This is a genomic window from Amycolatopsis thailandensis (assembly GCF_002234405.1).
Taxonomy (GTDB): Bacteria; Actinomycetota; Actinomycetes; order Mycobacteriales; family Pseudonocardiaceae; genus Amycolatopsis; species Amycolatopsis thailandensis.
In genome coordinates, this window is sequence record NZ_NMQT01000089.1 from 23,993 (window position 1) to 41,903 (window position 17,911).

Consider the following 17,911-nt stretch of genomic DNA (forward strand, 5'->3'; position numbering starts at 1 on the left):
CGACGATAGATCACCGGCGGCGTTTCCGGGGTACCGTGAGGCATGAGTACCGTGCCGGACGCGATCGCCCCGATGCTGGCGACCGACGGCGACCTGCCCACCGGCGGGTGGGGGTACGAATATAAATGGGACGGCTATCGCTGCTGCCTGCGGGTCGCGCGCGGCGGCGAGACGCGCCTGACCAGCCGTCGCGGCCTCGACATCACGGCGACGTACCCGGACGTGACCGGCGAAGCGCTCGATGGCCGTGAGGTGGTGCTCGACGGCGAGATCGTCGTCCTCGACGACAAAGGGCGGCCCAGCTTCCCGCTCTTGCAGACCCGGCACCTGCGCACTCCGGACGCGTCGCTGCTGGAACGCAGCCCGGTGCACTTTTTCGCCTTCGACGTGCTGCTTCTCGACGGTGAGAGCCTGCTCGACACGCCGTACGCCGCCCGCCGCGACCTGCTGACCTCCCTGGACGCCGGCGGCCGCGTCGTCATCCCGCCGGGGTACACCGACGACGACATCTCACCCGATCAGCTGCTGGAGGTCGTCCGGCAGCACGGCCTCGAAGGACTGATCGCGAAGAAGCTCGACAGCCACTACCACCCCGGCAAACGGACACGGCAGTGGATCAAGCGGGCACTGTGGCATGGCCAGGAGGTCGTGATCGGCGGGTGGCGCCCCGGCGAGGGACGGCGTTCGGGGACGCTCGGCGCGCTGCTGCTCGGCGCGCACGACGAGGCGGGCGAGCTGCGGTACATCGGCGATGTCGGGACCGGGTTCAGCGACAAGGTCCTCGACGACCTGTACGGCAGGCTCACCCCGCTGGAACGGAAGACGCCTCCTTTCGCCTCGGAGGTCCCGCGCGATCGGGCGCGGCGGGCGCGCTGGGTGGAGCCGGAGCTCGTCGGCGAGGTCGTGCACCGGAACTGGACCCCGGACGGACGGCTGCGGCACACGACCTGGCGGGGGCTGCGGGCGGACAAGACCCCCGGAGACGTCGTGCTTCCGGCTCACGGCTGACGGCGGCCGGGGCAACCCCCGTCGACGATCAGGCGTGTCCTCGACATGACCGAGGAGCGGACGGGCAGGCCGATGACCCGGCGGCAACGGCGAGCGGCACACCTGCGGCATTCGGCCCCTCCCGGGCACGAAGCCGCCTCGTCCCCGGCGGACGGTCGCCATCCGGTGGAGATCTCGATGTGGCGGCGCCATCAGCTGATCTGCGCGGCGGCCGCGGGCGCCTTGGGCTTCCTCGTCTTCGGAGTGATGCTCTGGGTCGGCATGAACGAGTACGGCCGATCCTGGGCAGGGAGCACCGAGTTCGTGATCGACCTGACCGCGTCGTCGGCGTCGGCGATCCTGGGCGTGGTGGCCGGCGTCGCGGCCGCGCGACAGGGCCGCCGGATCCGGCGGTTCGCGAAGACCACCTGGCTGAGCCGGACCGACGGCGTCGCGATCGAGGCGGCCACCCGGAGGCTGCGCGTATTGAGCCGGAACGCGGGACGGTTCGCCGCGTTCTGGGCGGTGACCTTCCTGGTCGCGGGCACGAGCGTCGGCATCGGCGCCGGTGTCTTCAACGGCTTCCAGGCGGCGGTGCATTTCCTCGCGATGGTGGTGGCCGTGTTCGCGGTTCCGATGAACGCGGCGGCGGCGCGAGGCTGGGCGAAAAGACACCGGGCGGTGCTGGAAACCGGCTGGCACCCCGCGAAATGGGTCACCGTCCGGAGGGAAGAGGACGGCTTCCTCGGACCGGCCGTGATCACCGTCGGGTTCGAGGACGGCAGCACGATCGAACTGCGGACGGTCGAGTCGACCTACCGTGCCCAGCACAAGGAAGGGCAGCGCCTGCTCGAAGCCTGGGTCGGCGGCACGGCCTCTTCGATGGTCGTCCTGTTCGAGCACGGCCGGTGGCGGCGAGACGCCTACCCCGTACCTGTGATCGCGCTCGGCGCACGGGTCCACTCGCACGACTGACGCCGTGTCCCCGGCGTGTCAGCGCCGTGGCGGTCCGGTGTCAGGGCGGTCGGCGATCGTTGCTTCACCAGCAAGAGATCACCACCACCGAGGGAGTCCCCATCATGTCCGTCTTCACCACGCCGTCGCCGATCACCGCCATCCTGACCACCGCCGGCGCCCGGGTGCGCGTCGCCGCCAGCGACCGCCCGGACACGGTGGTGCTCGTCGAGCCGATCGACGGCACGAGCAAGTCGGACGTGAAGGTCGCCGAGAACACCAAGGTCGACTTCGCCGGTGGCGAGCTCTCGATCGAGACGAAGAAGGCCGGCGGCAAGAGCGGATCAGTGGCGATCACGATCGAGGTGCCCACCGGTTCCAAACTGGTCCTGAACACGGCCTGGTCGGAGATCCTCGCCGAAGGCCGGTTCGGCGACTGCGAACTCGAGGTGGGATCGGGCCGGATCCAGGTCGACCGCGTCGCGGCGGTGCGAGGCAACGTGGCGGCGGGCGAGGTCGTCGTCCGGCACGTCTCCGGGACCGTGAACGTCGAGGGCGGCACGGCGGGACTGCGGATCGGCGAGGCCGAAGGCGCCGTCAAGTACGTGGGTGCCACCGGGAAGATCTGGATCGGGCACGCCCGGTCCAGCGTCGACCTCGCCGGTTCGAGCGGGAGCTTCGACATCGACCGCGCCGACGGCGACGTCATCGCGAAAGCGGCCAACTGCCCGATCCGCGTCGGACGGCTGTCGCACGGCGCGGCCCAGCTCGTGAACGCGTCCGGCGGCATCGAGGTCGGCATCGACGGGGACACCGCGTCGGTGGACGCCGAGAGCAAGAAGGGTTCGGTGCGCAACTCCTTCGCGGCGGGCGGCGAGGGCGGGGTCAAGGTGTACGCGCGCACTCGGCTTGACGACATCGTCGTTCAGCGCGCCGCCTGAGTTCTGTTGAGGGGTAAGGCAACCGTGCCGTGTCGCCTGTTTCCGAACCCCGTTCCCAATGTGGCATTGGAGACGCTGAGTGTCCCCAATGCCACATTGGGGACCATCCGCCCCCGAGACGCTCCGGGAATCAGCCGGCGAAACGGTCCAGCGCCTCCAGCTTCCAGCCGCGTTTCAGGTCGCTCGAATGATGTCCCGAGTCGTCGTCGATCAGCAGTTCCGCGCCGGGCCAGGCGCGGGCGAGTTCCCAGGCCGTGTCCACCGGGCAGCTCAGGTCCCGGCGCCCGTGGATCAGCACACCGGGAATGTCCTTCAACAGACCGGCGTCGCGGATCAGCGCGCCGGGTTCCAGCCAGGCCGCGTGGGAGTAGTAGTGCGTGACGATGCGCGCGAAGGCCAGTTCCCATTCGCCGATGGGACCATTGTGGACGGTCGCGCCGGGTTCGAGCGAAAGGACGGTGTCCTCCCAGGCGCACCAGGAACGAGCGGCCTCGGTGCGCACATCCGGGTCGGGATCCGCCATGAGCCGCGCGTAGGCGGCCACGAGGTCGCCGGTGAGATCACCGCGGAAGCGGGCCCATTCTTCGGGGAAGAACCGGCCGGCACCGTGATACAACCAGTCGATCTCGGAAGGACGTGTCGTGCTGATCGAGCTGACGATGATCTCCGTGACCCGCTCCGGAAAGCGTTCGGCGTAAGCGAGCGCGAGCGTCGTACCCCACGAACCGCCGGTGACGAGCCAGCGTTCGATGCCCAGGTGTTCTCGTAAACGTTCCATGTCGGCGACGAGATGCGCCGTCGTGTTGTGGCGCATGTCGGTCGCCGGATCGCTCGCGTGCGGGGTGCTGCGGCCGCAGCCTCGCTGGTCGAACAGCACGACGCGATAGCGGGCCGGGTCGAACATCCGCCGCATGCCCGGCGTGCAGCCCTGTCCCGGACCGCCGTGCAGCACGACCGCGGGTTTCCCGGCCGGGTTCCCGCAGGTCTCCCAGTGGACGCGGTTGCCGTCACCTACTTCGAGCAGCCCCTCGTCGTAAGGCTCGACGGGCGGATACAGGTCGATCATGAAGCCAGCCTAGACCGTCCGTGAGAGCGCGAAACACTTTCGCCGCAACGAAGTTCAGCACACCGGCCCTTTCTTCGCCGCGTCGGAAGGGGGAGATTCATCGATACCGGCGAAATCACCAGAAACGGAGAACCATGGCGCTTGACGGTATGAACTTCACCCTTGGCGTGGAAGAAGAGTTCGTCCTCTTGGACCCGTCGGACGGCTCGGTCGCGTTACGCGCGCCCGCTCTCCTCGAAAACCTCGCCCCCGAAACGGACGTCACCGGTGAGCTGATGCGGTTCCAGATCGAGACCGCGACCGGCATCTGCCACGGACTGGACGAAGTGCGCTCGGACCTGACCCGGCTGCGGGAGACCGTCGCGAAGGCGGCGGAGGCCGACGGCTGCCTGATGGTGGCGGCGGGGGTCCCGCCCGGTGACCTGCGGGGAGACGCGCTCACGCCCGAACCCCGGTACCGGCGGCTGGCCCAGGCGTTCCCCGAGCTGATCGACGCGGCGGGAACGTGCGCCTGCCACGTGCACGTCGGCTTGCCGTCGCGGGACGTCGGCGCGCGGGTCCTCGCCGGGCTGCGGCCGTGGCTCGCGCCGTTGCTGGCGCTCAGTGTCAACTCCCCGGTCGAGCACGGCGCCGATTCCGGATGGTCGAGCAGGCGCTTCCCGATCTGGGACCGGTGGCCGACGGCGAGACCGCCCGACGAATGGCCCGGCGCGGCCGCCTACGACCGGAGCATCCGGGACGCCTTGCGTCACGGCGCCGCGCTCGACGCGGCGGGCGTTTACTTCTACGCCCGCCTTTCCCCTCGCTATCGCACTGTGGAAGTACGGATCGCCGACGTCTGCCTGGCCGTCGACGACGCCGTACTCCTCGCGGCGCTGGTACGCGGGCTGGTCGCGACCTGCGCCGAGACCGCGGTACTGCCGCGAGCCCGCGGATCGCGGATCGGAGCGGCGCTGACGGCCGCCGCGCGCCGGGGCCTCGACGGGCCCGGCGTCGACGTCTTCACCGGTGAGGAGGCCGATCAGCGGGACCTGCTCGGCGAACTCGTCGCCTTCATCCGGCCCGCCCTCGACGCCGCCGGTGACACGGAGGACGTCGAACGAGGACTGGACTCGCTGTTCGAACACGGGACCGGCGCGGCGCGGCAACGCCGATTGCTCGCGGAAGCGGCTTCCCCGGGTGAATTCGCCGCGGATCTCGCCCACGCGACGATGAACGTGCCGACCCGGTGAGGCGGACCGGCGTCACAGCCAGCCGGACTCCCGCGCGATCCGCACCGCGTCGACCCGGTTGCGGGCGCTGAGTTTCGACACGATCGTCGTCAGGTAGTTCCGCACGGTACCGGCGGACAGGAACAGTTCCGCCGCGATCTCGGTCGGGTCGGAGCCGACCGACGCCAGCCGGAGCACCTCGATCTCGCGGGTGGTGAGCGGGCATTCCTCGCTGTCCCAGGCGGCGAGCGCGAGATCGCCGTCGACGACGCGCCTGCCGGCGGCGACCCCGCGGACCGCGTTGGCCAGCCTGTCGGCGGGTGCGTCCTTGCGAAGGAAACCGTTGACCTTCGCGGCCAACGCCCGCCGAAGGGTGCCGGGGCTGCCGAGCGAGGTGAGGATCAGCGTGCGCACTCCGGGCAGCTGCTCGTGCAGCTCGGCGGCCGCGGTGAGGCCGTCCTTGCCCGGCAGGTCGATGTCGATGAGCGCGATGTCGGGGCGCGCGGACTGGGCTAGCGGGAGGATCTCGTCACCGCTGGCGCATTCCGCGACGACCTCGATGTCGGCTTCCAGTCCGAGCAGCGCGACCAGGGCCCCACGGACAATGTGCATGTCCTCCGCCACCAGGACCTTGATCATCGACCCCATCTGCCTTTCGCCTGTGCCCGCCCCACGGGCCGACAATACTATCCTCACACAACCTTACCGCGAAATGGAAACCGGCCCTTGACCGCCGCGGGGGTCGCGGTCAAGGGCCGGTTCTGTGTTGCCGCGGGAATACGTTCTTCGGACCGCGCCAACACGGCCGGGTTGTTCCGGCGTGAATGCGCTACCAGGAATTTTGCGGCCTCCCACCAGGAAGATCCAGTGTTCGCACCACCGCCGACCTGTGCTTTTCGCATGGTCATCCCATGATGTGCGGCCTCCCCGGACACCTCACGGCGACCGTGAAATTTTCACGTCATCGCACACATGAATCCATATCCGCCGGTGAATCAAGCACTTCAGGAGAAGCGGCGGCGAACACTACTGTCGGAAACCGCAAAGCACGCCAGAATTCCTCGAGCGAAAGGACGGTACAATGGATGAGACTGTCCGGCGAGCCGTGGAGCGAGCCATTGCCGCCATGAACGAGAAACTGGGCGAAGAGCTCACTATCGACGACATCGCCCGCGCCGCGACGTTCAGCAAATTTCATTTCACCCGGGTGTTCCAGCAGGCCACCGGTGTCTCGCCTGGCAGGTTTCTCTCCGCGCTCCGGCTCGACGAGGCCAAGCGCCTGCTGCTGACGACCTCGATCACGGTCGCCGACATCAGCCACCGCGTGGGCTACAACAGTGTCGGCACCTTCAGCACCCGGTTCAGCGGCCGCGTCGGGCTCTCTCCTTCCGCGTACCGCCAGCAGGGCGGTTTCCAGCGCCGCCTGACGGGCGAACCTCGTCCCGGGACGAGGCCGGCGATCGTCCGCGGTTTCGTGTCGGCGCCGCCGGAGATCTCGCCCGGACTGGTCTTCGTCGGTCTTTTCCCGACACGCATCCCCGAGGGCGCGCCCGTGCGCTACACGGTCATCGACGCTCCCGGGGCCTACCAGCTGACCGATGTCCCGGAGGGCACCTGGCACCTCGTCGCGCACTGCGCGACCGGGCCGCTCACCCGCCGCGGCACCGGCTACACCGGGCACCACGGCCCGATCACCGTCGAGCCGGGCGTCACCGCGCGGCTGGCCGACCTGCGGGTGCGCCCGAAGCGCCTGTTCGACCCTCCGGTCCTGATCGCGCTGCCCGACCTGCGGTACCGCCCGGAGCCGGTCAAGCACGCGGCCTGACCCCGCTCCCGGGTGTCATGAGGGGTCCCCATCGGACGAAAAATGTCCGAAGGGGACCCCTCATGACATCCGCGGGACCTCAGGCGGACAGACGGCCCACCGAAGGCGCGAGACCCTCCCGGATGTTCCGCCGCCAGAGTTCATAGGCGGGCGTCCCGTCCGCGGCGTTCACGACGACCTCTGTCGAGTCGGCCAGGTCGACGGCCTCCTCGATGCTCAGCCCGGCGAGCGCCCGGGCGGCGCGGCGGGTGTGCGGGGGGACGAACGACGAGAACGTCCTCGCCTTCACCGCGAACACGACGCCGAGCCCCAGTTCGTCCTGATGCTCCCCCGCCGACTCGCGCAGCCTGGCCAGCCCGGGCTGGTCACAGCCGCCCGCGAAGGTCGAGGCCAGCCCGACCCCGGCCCACAGGTCCGGACGGCGTCCGGCGGGGAAGCGGTTCACCGCCGCCGCGACCTTCACCGGGTCGGCGCCGTTGATGAACCACAGCGCCCGCCCGATGCCCTGATCGCAGGCGCGGGGGAAGTACGCGGGGGCGTCCGCCCACGGGTACGGCTTGGGGACGAACTGCCCATCGACCCACTTGCGCGTGTCGAAGTACGCGCGGTCGAACGCGTAGCCGTCGACGGCCAGCCAGCTCATCGTCGGGTGGAACGGCACCCCGTCCAGGTCCGGCAGGACCTTCTTCCAGAGCGGCCGGGGCAGCCGGGCCATCGCGAACCCGATGCCGATGTAGGTCAGGAACACGTGCGGGAGGCCGGGACCGCTCATCAGTTCGGCCGTGCGGTCCTTCCGGCCGCCGGGCATGACGTCGAGGATGGTGAACGCCATCGCCGCGCCCTCGTAGGCGAAGCCACGCATCTCCTGCTCGACCATGTCCAGGCGCCGCTCGGCCTCCCACAGCGCCGGTCCGTGGATCCCCCATTCGAACCCGCACACCACCGCCTGCGGGATCGACTCCAGCCTGGCGGTCGCCGGCGTCGGCGGCACCCCGAAGCCGCGTCCCTCGAAACCGACCGAGGCCAGCGAAGGGGCGAACAGGGCCTGTCGGAGGGCACCCAGCAATGAGCTCATCACATACGTCCTTTGTGGATAGTGGCGGCTTCGCGCGAACTCGGCTCCCGCCGAGGAGACCACGTCGCGCTGGCCGCCCACTCGACGGCCGATCGAGGCAGGCGCCGGTACCGCCGAACAGTCGATCCCCACACTCCGACAATAAGGATTTCACCCGTTCGCCGGATGAATTCACCGGAGTGGAACGTACTCGACCAGGAATGGAAAGCACTCGTGGTGGCAATTTTACCGTCTCCTGGCCTGACACTGAGTAATCGATCGATAGCAGTTCTATGAACGTCGAACCTTTGCCATCACCGCAGCTCACCAGGGCACTGATCGCCCGCCCAGGTCGCCCGGAAAAGCACAACCTTGAATCGTGCGATTCAGATTCACTCTTCCGGGTTTGCTATGTACACTGAGAGTTAGCGCGTTTTGGGGGCATTTGGGGGAAGAGGAGGCCGGAGTGATCCGAGTCCTATTGGCCGAGGATATGCACATGGTCCGCGGTGCCTTGGTCGCTCTGCTGAACCTCGAACAGGACATAGAGGTCGTCGCGGAGGTCTGCTCGGGTGACAAGATCCTCCCGATGGCCGCGGAGTACCTCCCGGACGTCGCGATCATCGACATCGACCTGCCAGCCAAGGACGGACTCTCCGCCGCTTGCGAGCTCTACCAGCAACTTCCCGGCGTCCGCACGCTGATCCTCACCTCGCTCGGCCGCCCGGGCACCGTGCGCCGCGCGCTCGACGCGAAGGTCAACGGCTTCCTGCTCAAGGACGCGCCCGCCGACAAACTCGCCAACGCCGTCCGCTCGGTCGCCATCGGCCGCCGGGTGATCGACAGTGAACTCGCGTTGTCCGCGTGGGAAACGGAAGACTGTCCGCTGACCCCGCGGGAAGCCGAGATCCTCCGCCTCGCCGCGAACGGGCGCACGGTCGCCGACATCGCGGCGGAACTGTTCCTCTCACCGGGCACCGTGCGGAACTATCTCGCCACGGTGGTCACGAAACTCAACGCCCGCAACCGGGTCGACGCCATCCGCATCGCCACCGATTCCGACTGGCTCTGACCCACACCGCGTCTTCTCCTTTGCGGCAAAGGTTCCGCGACCCCCGGTCGTGACGATCGCATACGGCGCAACGGAGAAATCACGGTTCGCCGGTGTTTCCGGCACTGTCCCGGAGGTTCGGACTCTGTCACCGTCACAGAGGGGGAGTCCGCCGGAGGGGCAGGGGATGCACGCGATGACCATCGAACCGGGAGACTCGGCCGCCGCGCCGGTCGCCTCGAACCGAGAGCCGGACCCGGTGCGCGCGCGGCTGCTCGGACCGCTGGAACTGCACGCCGGCGGCGCCGATCGCGCGCCCACCACGCCGAAACTCCTGCAACTGCTGGCGATGCTGCTCATCCGTCCCGGGAAGACGGTGCACGTCGACTCCCTGGTCCACGAGCTGTGGAACGACGCTCCCCCGCGCAGTGTCCGCCGGACCCTGCACACCTACGTCCACCACCTCCGCCGTCACCTCGACCCCGGCGGCGACGGCGGGATCCTGGTCACCGGCCCGCCCGGGTTCCGGCTGGACGTCGATCCCGCCATGGTCGACGTGTCGGAGTTCCAGCGACTGCACCGGCTCGGGCGCGATCTGCTGGACGAAGGCGACAACACCGCCGCGGCGCAAGCGTTCCGTACCGCGCTGGACCTGTGGTCCGGTCCCCCACTGGCCAACATCCACTGTGGACCGACCCTGGCCGCGTACACCGTCTATCTGTTGGAGCACCGGCGCAACGCCCGTGACCTGTGGATCGAGGCCGAGATCCGGTCCGGGCGGCACCGGGAGATGCTCGGCGTGCTGCGCTCGCTAGCCACCGCGAACCCGTTCGACGAAACCCTGCACGGCCAGCTGATCCGCGCGCTGGGACTCAGCGGGCGGCGCAGCGACGCGCTGGCGGCCTACCACTGGCTGAGGACGCGACTCGAGGACGAGCTGGGGGTGGAACCCTGCGCCGAACTGCGAGAGCTGCACCGCGAACTGCTTTCCGAGGGAAACCCGATCCGCTGAACCAGCACCACCCCGCCACCAGATCAAGGAAGTTGAGGAGTCAAGCATGACCGCTCGCACCTACGGCCAGTTCTGCGGCCTCGCCCGCGCGCTCGAGATCATCGGGGAACGCTGGTCCCTCCTCATGATCCGCGACCTGCTGCTCGGCCCCAAACGTTTCGACGAACTCCAGCAGGGCCTGCCCAAGATCCCGACGAGCATCCTGTCGACCCGGCTCAACGAACTCGAACGGCACGGCGTCGTCCAGCGCCGGGTGCTCTCGCAGCTCGACGCGGGGGTGGTCTACGAGCTGACCGAGTACGGCAACGACCTCGACCAGATCGTGCTGCAACTGGGCCTGTGGGGCGCCCGTTCGCTCACCGAACCGGCGGCGGACGACCTGTTCACCCTCGACGCCGCCATCCTGTCGCTGTACACGACGTTCCAGCCGGACGCGGCACGCGGCGTCCGGCGCGCTTTCGAGCTGCGCTACGGCGACCAGATGATCGTCCACGCGGTGGTCGAGGACGGCGCGATCACCGCGGGTGAGGGCACGCATCCGGACCCGGACCTGGTCATCGAGCCGCGCGGCCCGGTCATGCTCAAGCTGCTGAACGGCGAGCTGGACGCCACGAGCGCGCTCACCTGCGGCGCTGTCGCCATCAAGGGCGACCCGGCGATGCTGGACCTGTTCACCCGGCTGTTCCACATCCCCTCGGCCCCGTCGAAGGTCGAAGGGCTCCTCACGCACTGAAGGCGCCTCCGTGGCGGGACCGGGCGACCGGTCCCGCACGGTCACTCGAAGCGCGAGGTGTCGCCGGCGCCCCGGCGCACGATCTCCGGTTCGCCCGACGAGAAGTCGATGACCGTGGTGGGCTCGACCCCGCAGTCGCCGGAGTCGATCACCGCGTCCACCACGTGTTCCAGATGTTCCTTGATGTCCCAGCCCTGGGTCATCGGCTCCTCCTGGTCGGGCAGCAGCAGCGTGCTCGACAGCAGCGGTTCGCCGAGTTCGCCCAGCAGCGCCTGGGTGACCACGTGGTCCGGGATGCGCACGCCGACGGTCTTCTTCTTGGCGTGCAGCAGACGGCGCGGAACCTCCTTGGTGGCCGGGAGGATGAACGTGTAGCTGCCCGGCGTGGACGCCTTGACCGCGCGGAAGACCGCGTTGTCCACGTGCACGAACTGCCCCAGCTGGGCGAAGTCCTGGCACACCAGGGTGAAATGGTGGCGGTCGTCCAGTTTGCGGATGCTCCGGATGCGGTCGATGCCCTGTTTGTTCCCCAGCTGGCAGCCGAGGGCGAAACAGGAGTCCGTCGGATACGCGATGAGCCCGTCCTCGCGCAGGATGTCGACGACCTGTCCGATCGCGCGCCGCTGCGGATTTTCCGGATGTACGTCGAAATACCTGGCCATGCGCCGAGCTTAGGGCCAGTGGCCCTCGCCCGCCGCGAGAGCCCGCCCGGCGTGGCGTACGCGGTGGCGTACACAATGGAATCCCGGAACCGCCCATGTCTTCCATCGTGGCGTGTTCCGCGATCCTCCGCGTGGGCCGAATGTCCCACACTCGCACGGGTGAGCATGGTGATTTTCCCTGTCCCCGGAGGGAAAACTTCTCCTCGATCCGCCTCTTCCCCTCCTCGAAAGCGGCAACCCGGGTAACGAACATGGGTTACGATCCGAATCACACCGCGATGGAGGTCGCGCGGCGGCCTCCGCCGCGAGGGCCGCACGACAAGGATCAAGACGTCTTCCGTTACCACTGGGGTGCCTGTGCCGGAACAGCTCGCGGTGACCGCCGAACCTCTGGGTACCGCCGGGATCGACCGGCGCCCCCGGAGAGCACTGCTCCTCGCCGGGCTGATCATCACCGTCGTCTTCGTCAACTCCTGCCTGTTCGGTCTCCTCGCGGTGCTCCTGCGACCCGGGGTGGACTTCTGGCAGGGCCTGCTGGCGGTGCTGTACGTCGCGCCCGTGCTGGCGATCCAGCTGCTGTTCTTCAGCCGTCCGGCGGTCCGCCTGGACACCAGGCTCGCGAAGGCCATGCTGGTGATCCAAGCGTGCCTCGCCTATCTGCCGACACTGCACTTCGACGCGGCGCTGAGCTCGCTGACCACCCTCGCGGCGGGCAGCGCGCTGCTCCTGTTCCGGCCACGGACCGGCTGGACGGTGTTCGCCGTGTTCATGGCGGGGACGACGTGGATCCTGTGGACCTACGACGACACCTGGCTCGGCGCGATCTTCGACATCATCACCGCGATCTTCTACGCGCTGGTCGTCTACCTGCTGACCTGGCTCGCGAGGCTGGTCACCGAGCTGCACCAGGCCAGGACCGAACTGGCGAGGCGGGCCGTGGCCGAGCAGCGGCTGGCCTTCGCGAGGGACCTGCACGACCTGCTCGGGCTCAGCCTGTCCGCGATCGCGCTCAAGGGCGAGCTGGTGCACCGGCTGCTGCGCAAGTCGCTGGACCGGGCGCGTGAGGAACTCGCCGAGATCACCGGGATCGCGCAGCGGACGCTGTCCGACGTGCGGTCGGTGGCCCGGGGGTACCGGGAGCTGTCGCTCGACAAGGAATCGCGGACCGCGGTGTCGCTGCTCTCGGCGTCGAACGTGGCGGTGCGGCTGGACCTCGAGCAGGTCAAACTGCCGGTGAAGCTGCGCACGCTGCTGGCGAAGGTGCTGCGGGAGGGCGTCACGAACGTGCTCCGCTACACCGGCGTCGAGCAGTGCGAGATCACCGTGCGCGAGAGCGCGGGCCGGGTCGTGCTGGAGATCGTCCACGACGGAAGCGCGCACGAAGACGTCCCGGCCGAAACGGCCGAGAGCCTGCGCGAGGTGACCGCGGAGGTCTCCGGGCACGGCGGGACGCTGTGCGCTGGCCCCGACGCGGCGGGCCGGTGGCGGCTGCAAGCGGAGCTCCCGGTGCCCGACCAGGCCGAACCCACCGAGACCGCGCTGGCCCAGGCGTCCGACCACTGGTCCCGGATCGACGCCAGGAACGTCCAATGGACGCTGACGGCGGTCTTCATCCTCTTCGGCCTGTCCGCGATGGCCCGCGCCTTCATGCTGACCGGGTACGCCGACCTGTGGACCGCGCTCACCCAGGACACCTGGTACATCGCGTTCACCGCCGGCTACCTCATCGCGCTGGTCACCCTGCAACTGTCCTATTTCGCCCGGCCGAACGTCCGGCTGCGCTCACGGCAGAGTTACGCGCTGCTGCTCGTCCAGGCCTGTCTGACCTTCCTGCCGCTGATCCCGCTCGGGAGCACCTGGGTGAGCCTGCCCAGCCTGTTCGCCGGTACCGCGCTGCTGGTGCTGCCGCCGCTGCTGGGATGGTCGGCGTTCGCCCTCACCGCCGCCAGCGTGGTGCTGGTCCGGTTCGAATACGGCACCGACTTCATCGGCGCCTTCTACAGCTTCGCGTCCATCCTGAACACGGGCCTGATGGTCTTCGGTCTCATCTGGCTGATCCGGCTCGTGACCGAACTGGGCGAGACCAGGAAGCGGCTCGCCGAGGTCGCGGTCGCGGAGGAGCGGCTCCGGTTCGCCCGCGACCTGCACGACCTGCTGGGGATGAGCCTGTCGGCGATCGCCCTCAAGAGCGAGCTGACCAGCCGGATCATGGACATCGACACCACGCGTGCCTCCGACGAGCTGCTGGAGATCCTCGGGCTGACCCGGCAGGCGCTGACCGACGTACGCTCGGTGGCGAGCGGCTACCGCGAACTGTCGCTGGATCAGGAGTCCCGGTCGGCACAGGCGGTCCTGGTGGCCGCCGACGTCCAGGTGCGGCTGGAGATCGAGCACGAGGACCTGCCGGCGACGGTGCGGACGGTGCTGGCCGTGGTGCTGCGTGAGGGCGTGACGAATGTATTGCGGCACAGCAAGGTCGAACGCTGCGAGATCGCCGTGCGGCGGATCGGCGACGGGGTCGCGCTGGACATCGTCAACGACGGCGTCGAAAACGGGCGGCCGAAGCCGGAGCAGCCGGTGCGGGTCGAGGCCGCGGGCAGCGGCATCACGAACATGTCCGACCGGGTCGCCGGGCTGGGCGGCGAACTGACCGCGGGGGTCGAGGCGGACGGGCGGTTCCGGCTGCGCGCGGTGGTGCCCGTCTAGCTCGCGGTCAGATCCAGCCGGACTCTTTGGCGATGCGGATCGCGTCGACCCGGTTGCGAGCGTTGAGCTTCGAAACGATGGTGGTCAGGTAGTTCCGCACGGTTCCGGTGGAGAGAAAGGCTTTCGCCGCGACCTCCAGGGTGTCGCGGCCTTCCGCGGTCAGCCGCAGGACGTCGATCTCTCGCGGGGTCAGCGGGCATTCCACGGTGTCCCAGGCGGCGAGCGCCAGATCGCCGTCGACCATCCGCCGTCCGGCCGCGACCCCGCGCACGGCGCTGGCGAGTTTCTCCGCGGGCGCGTCCTTCAACAGGAACCCGTTCACTTTGGCGGCCAGGGCCCGGCGGAGCGTCCCGGGCCTGCCGAGGCTGGTCAAGATCAGCGTCCTGACCTCGGGGAGCTGTTCGTGGAGTTCCGTGGCCGCGGTGAGCCCGTCCTTACCGGGCAGATCGATGTCGATGATCGCGACCTGCGCGCGAGAAGTCCTGGCGGAGGTGAGGATCTCGTCTCCGGACGCCACTTCGGACACCACTTCGATATCCGGTTCCAACCGCAGCAGCGCGACGAGCGCTCCCCTGACGATGTGCATGTCTTCGGCCACGAGAACTCTGATCACCATCGCGTCGCCCCCTTTTCGAGCACGCCCCCGCGCCCCAACATAAACACGCCCGCACGGAACGCGTTCCACCGTTCGGGTGGTGAGTCGGCTTGGTCCACTTCGAAGGCGTTACGGCAAACGAGTCACACGGCTACGGATTCCGTACTCGGTCGGTGACTTTCCGTCGTCCTGGCTGGGATCCGCACCGCGAGGAGCGCCGCGGCCGCGAGCACGACCGCCAGCACGAGGAACGTGGTGCGTGCCGCGGCGAGTTCGCCGTCGGCGAGACCGGCCTGGAACAGCACGCCCGAGACGGCGGCCCCGAGCGCCGATCCGACGTGGCGCGCGGTGTTGAGCACGCCCGACGCGGCACCGACGGTGTCCGGCGGGATGGCGCGGAGCGCCTCGGTCGTCGCGGGCGCGATCGCGAGACCCTGTCCGACGCCGACGGCGATCAGCGGAGCGAGGAAGACCGCGGCCGTCGAGGTCTCGTCCGGCAGCAACGCCGTCGCGGCCACGCCCGCCGCGTACAAGGCCAGGCCGCCCACGAGCAGCCAGCGGCCGCCGAACCGGTCGGCCAGCCGCCCCGCGACCGGGGCGACCGCGCTGAGCGCCAGCGTCCACGGCAACGCGGCCACGCCCGACATCAGCGGGCTCATCCCGAGCAGGTTCTGGGTCAGGAGCACGAAGACCAGCAGGAAACCGGCGATCGAGAACGCCGTCGCACCGGTGAGCACGGTGGCGATCCGGTAGCCGCGGTCGCGGTAGAGCCCCAGCGGGATCAGGGGATCCTTTCTCCCCCGCTCCCAGAGGACGAACGCGGTCAGCGCGACGATCGCGACGGCGAAGCCCTCGACCGTCCCCGCCTTCTCGATGAGCCCGTAGACGACGCCGACCAGGCCGGCGGTCACCAGCAGCACGCCGACGACGTCGAAGCGGTGCGGTCTGCCGGTCCGCGCGTCCGGCACCACCCGCAGCGCGAGGACGATTCCGGCGAGGCCGACCGGGACGTTGAGCAGGAACACCGACTGCCAGCCGAATTCGGTGACCAGCAGCCCGCCGAGGGTGGGCCCGCTGATGGCGGCGATCCCGGCGACGGCGGTGAACAGGCCGAACGCGGCACCGCGCCGGGCGGGCGGGAAGATCGCCGCGATCAGCACGAACGCCTGCGGGCTCAGGATCGCCGCGCCGATCCCCTGCGCGACACGGGCGGCGATGAGCCAGGCCGGGTCGTCCGCCAGGCCGCAGAGCGCGGAGGCGAGGGTGAACACCGCGAGCCCCAGTACGAACAGCCGCCGCGGCCCTGCCAGGTCACCGAGCCTGCCGAAGAAGACCAGCAGCGAAGCCAGTGCCAGCAGGTAGCCGTTGAGGATCCAGAGGATCTCGCCGATCCCGACGTCGAGCCGGGTCATCAGGTCGGGCACGGCGGTGTTGACGATGGTGGTGTCCAGCAACACGAGGAAATTCGCGATACAGAGCACGCCGAGGACGCGCCATGGATTCGGCCCGGCTGTGCTCATCACGGTTCCCTCCCACGCGCGAAACCGGCCGTTTCCCGCCATCGGGAAACGGCCGGCCGGGGCTCCTTCAGCTCGCCTCCGCCAGCGGCGGAGCGGTACAACAGGCGCCGGTGAAACAGTTGAAGGCTTCACCACGCGACTTGTTGGTCCAGTGGTCGAAACGGTCGATGACCAGCTCCACCTGGTCCCCCGCGGTACCGGTGTCGATTCCCTGGACGGCGAAGAGCGAGCGGACGTTGTCGGTCACAGCGTTCTTCATCGAGTGGCTCCCAGACGTTTCGGCGGTTTTCCTTCGATGAGGAAATCGTGCTCGCGGGGCCTGTTCGCGGCCAGTGGCATGCATCACCGTGAAGATGTGCTTTTCGCCTACGCCAGAAGGTTGGGGTCGGCTACTCCACTTCCGCGATCATGGACGTCGAACGGAGTAGTGGAGGCCGTTTTCGATTACGGAACGTGTCTGACTGAGCCTTTGGGGGCATGGTGACCGCTTGTGGTCACCATGCCGATTTCATCACCTGGATGGCGTAGTCATCCGGCGAGCAGGCGCGCCAGGCCGGCGTACCCGCCCTCCTTCAACCGGACGCCCGAGGTCTGCGCGTAAGCGGCGTCGGCGCGGATCCCGAGCCCCTCGACCATCCGGTTCATGAAGTTGAACAAGGCGCACACGAGTACGGCGTCGTGCAGCGCGCTTTCGTCCCAGCCCGCCGCGAAGACGGCTTCGGCGTCTTCGTCGGTCACCTGGGACGGCGTGCGCGTCAGCTTGCCCACATAGGCCAGCACGGGCTTCATGCGCGCGTCCACGGGCGAGGAGTCGAGATCGGCCAGCGCGGCCGCCAGAAGTCCTTCCGGCACACCGAAAGCCTCCGCGGTGACGGTGTGGACCCCATGGCAGTAACGGCAATCGTTGACGCCGGAGACGTAGGCCGCGATGAGTTCCCGCTGCCCCGCGTCGAACGCCGACGGCGCCCGCATGATCAGTTCGTGGAAGTCCAGCAGTTTCGACGCGGGGGCGGGGAACTTCTGGAAGACCTGGAGCAAGGTGGCGTCAGTCGGCAAAGACCCGAGATAGGACATCGTGTGTACCGCTCCCCTTTTCCGGTGCCCGCCCGTGCCGGGCGGACTTCGCCAAGTCGTCGATGTCGTCGCGACGCAGCCAGCAGGCCGCGAGGCACGCCACCGACGCCGGTCCCAGCCCGGTCACCGTGGCGGTGACCCGCGCGGTGGTGTGTTCCCATTCTCGGCGCAGGGAACCGGCCGCCGTCATCTCCGGACCTGCTTCGATCAGCGGGCGGACGGCGCGCCAGCGCAGGATCCCGGCTTCGGCCAGCGCTTCGGTGCTCAGGTCGAGCGCGTCGTGCCGGGCCTGGTCCACGGCGAGGGCGACCAGCGCGGGCTCGTCGGCCAGCCGCGCGAGCCCGACACCGGCGAGCAGCCGCTCGGCGTCCAGGCCCATCAGGATCACCCCGGCCTCGGTCGAGGGGGCGTCGTCGATCGAGGGCAGGGTGAACCGGGAGTCGTAGGGCTCAGACACGGACGTGGTCCTTCGTGGCCGTGCGCAGCGGGGCGTCCCGGCGCAGGTTCTCGGCGACGGTGG

General features: G+C 69.1%; 18 protein-coding genes. 9 read left to right on the top strand and 9 right to left on the bottom strand.

Going from position 1 to position 17,911, the window contains the following annotated elements; genetic code table 11:
• The first annotated feature begins 42 nt into the window (after window positions 1–42).
• The 3 genes from ligD (at window position 43) to CFP71_RS24210 (ending at window position 2,882) form a co-directional block, all read left to right on the top strand.
• Entirely contained in the window at window positions 43–1,008 is a 966-nt protein-coding gene (gene ligD, locus CFP71_RS24200) for a non-homologous end-joining DNA ligase (RefSeq protein ID WP_093936234.1), read from the top strand.
• A 45-nt stretch (window positions 1,009–1,053) separates the two neighbouring features.
• The gene (locus CFP71_RS24205; protein WP_093936235.1) at window positions 1,054–1,962 is read left to right on the top strand and encodes a hypothetical protein; all 909 of its coding nucleotides are present in this window, start codon (window positions 1,054–1,056) and stop codon (window positions 1,960–1,962) included.
• Between the two features lie 104 nt (window positions 1,963–2,066).
• The gene (locus CFP71_RS24210) at window positions 2,067–2,882 is read left to right on the top strand and encodes a DUF4097 family beta strand repeat-containing protein (RefSeq protein WP_093936236.1); all 816 of its coding nucleotides are present in this window, start codon (window positions 2,067–2,069) and stop codon (window positions 2,880–2,882) included.
• 130 nt (window positions 2,883–3,012) lie between these two features.
• On the opposite strand, the gene pip is transcribed toward CFP71_RS24210, so the two are convergent.
• A complete protein-coding gene (pip, locus tag CFP71_RS24215; RefSeq protein WP_093936237.1) occupies window positions 3,013–3,948 on the bottom strand; it encodes a prolyl aminopeptidase in 936 nt (311 codons plus the stop codon).
• Window positions 3,949–4,082: 134 nt separating this feature from the next.
• Between pip and CFP71_RS24220 the strand changes: the two genes are divergently transcribed.
• Window positions 4,083–5,180, top strand: a complete 1,098-nt coding sequence (locus tag CFP71_RS24220; RefSeq protein WP_093936238.1) for a carboxylate-amine ligase — start codon at window positions 4,083–4,085, stop codon at window positions 5,178–5,180.
• Window positions 5,181–5,192: 12 nt separating this feature from the next.
• On the opposite strand, the gene CFP71_RS24225 is transcribed toward CFP71_RS24220, so the two are convergent.
• Entirely contained in the window at window positions 5,193–5,798 is a 606-nt protein-coding gene (locus CFP71_RS24225; RefSeq protein WP_039924162.1) for a response regulator transcription factor, read from the bottom strand.
• Window positions 5,799–6,285: 487 nt separating this feature from the next.
• On the opposite strand from CFP71_RS24225, the gene CFP71_RS24230 reads away from it, so the two are divergent.
• Entirely contained in the window at window positions 6,286–6,984 is a 699-nt protein-coding gene (locus CFP71_RS24230; RefSeq protein ID WP_093936239.1) for an AraC family transcriptional regulator, read from the top strand.
• A gap of 79 nt (window positions 6,985–7,063) precedes the next feature.
• Here CFP71_RS24230 and CFP71_RS24235 read toward each other — a convergent pair whose 3' ends face one another.
• Entirely contained in the window at window positions 7,064–8,059 is a 996-nt protein-coding gene (locus CFP71_RS24235) for a DUF1702 family protein (RefSeq protein WP_167406253.1), read from the bottom strand.
• A 445-nt stretch (window positions 8,060–8,504) separates the two neighbouring features.
• On the opposite strand from CFP71_RS24235, the gene CFP71_RS24240 reads away from it, so the two are divergent.
• From CFP71_RS24240 to CFP71_RS24250, 3 genes are all read left to right on the top strand, one after another.
• Entirely contained in the window at window positions 8,505–9,110 is a 606-nt protein-coding gene (locus CFP71_RS24240; RefSeq protein WP_093936241.1) for a response regulator transcription factor, read from the top strand.
• 166 nt (window positions 9,111–9,276) lie between these two features.
• Window positions 9,277–10,101 (top strand): AfsR/SARP family transcriptional regulator, encoded by an 825-nt coding sequence (locus CFP71_RS24245; protein WP_093936242.1) that lies wholly within the window; start codon window positions 9,277–9,279, stop codon window positions 10,099–10,101.
• 46 nt (window positions 10,102–10,147) lie between these two features.
• Window positions 10,148–10,834, top strand: coding sequence for a winged helix-turn-helix transcriptional regulator (locus CFP71_RS24250; RefSeq protein ID WP_093936243.1), 687 nt, complete (start codon window positions 10,148–10,150; stop codon window positions 10,832–10,834).
• A gap of 41 nt (window positions 10,835–10,875) precedes the next feature.
• On the opposite strand, the gene CFP71_RS24255 is transcribed toward CFP71_RS24250, so the two are convergent.
• Window positions 10,876–11,496, bottom strand: coding sequence for an L-threonylcarbamoyladenylate synthase (locus CFP71_RS24255; protein WP_005154159.1), 621 nt, complete (start codon window positions 11,494–11,496; stop codon window positions 10,876–10,878).
• 357 nt (window positions 11,497–11,853) lie between these two features.
• On the opposite strand from CFP71_RS24255, the gene CFP71_RS24260 reads away from it, so the two are divergent.
• On the top strand, window positions 11,854–14,202 hold the full coding sequence (locus CFP71_RS24260; protein WP_093936244.1) for a histidine kinase: 2,349 nt from the start codon (window positions 11,854–11,856) through the stop codon (window positions 14,200–14,202).
• 7 nt (window positions 14,203–14,209) lie between these two features.
• On the opposite strand, the gene CFP71_RS24265 is transcribed toward CFP71_RS24260, so the two are convergent.
• The 5 genes from CFP71_RS24265 to CFP71_RS24285 all read right to left on the bottom strand — a co-directional run bounded on the left by CFP71_RS24265 (window position 14,210) and on the right by CFP71_RS24285 (window position 17,848).
• The gene (locus tag CFP71_RS24265; RefSeq protein ID WP_093936249.1) at window positions 14,210–14,815 is read right to left on the bottom strand and encodes a response regulator transcription factor; all 606 of its coding nucleotides are present in this window, start codon (window positions 14,813–14,815) and stop codon (window positions 14,210–14,212) included.
• Window positions 14,816–14,940: 125 nt separating this feature from the next.
• Entirely contained in the window at window positions 14,941–16,317 is a 1,377-nt protein-coding gene (locus tag CFP71_RS24270) for an MFS transporter (protein WP_167406254.1), read from the bottom strand.
• A gap of 67 nt (window positions 16,318–16,384) precedes the next feature.
• Complete coding sequence (locus CFP71_RS24275; protein ID WP_093936246.1) at window positions 16,385–16,576, bottom strand: hypothetical protein; 192 nt, start codon at window positions 16,574–16,576, stop codon at window positions 16,385–16,387.
• Window positions 16,577–16,845: 269 nt separating this feature from the next.
• Window positions 16,846–17,391: a carboxymuconolactone decarboxylase family protein gene (locus tag CFP71_RS24280; protein ID WP_093936247.1), complete on the bottom strand. Its 546-nt coding sequence runs from the start codon at window positions 17,389–17,391 to the stop codon at window positions 16,846–16,848.
• Window positions 17,363–17,848: a DUF6187 family protein gene (locus CFP71_RS24285; RefSeq protein ID WP_093936248.1), complete on the bottom strand. Its 486-nt coding sequence runs from the start codon at window positions 17,846–17,848 to the stop codon at window positions 17,363–17,365. Before CFP71_RS24285 ends, CFP71_RS24280 begins: the two co-directional genes overlap by 29 nt.
• Window positions 17,849–17,911 lie beyond the last annotated feature (63 nt).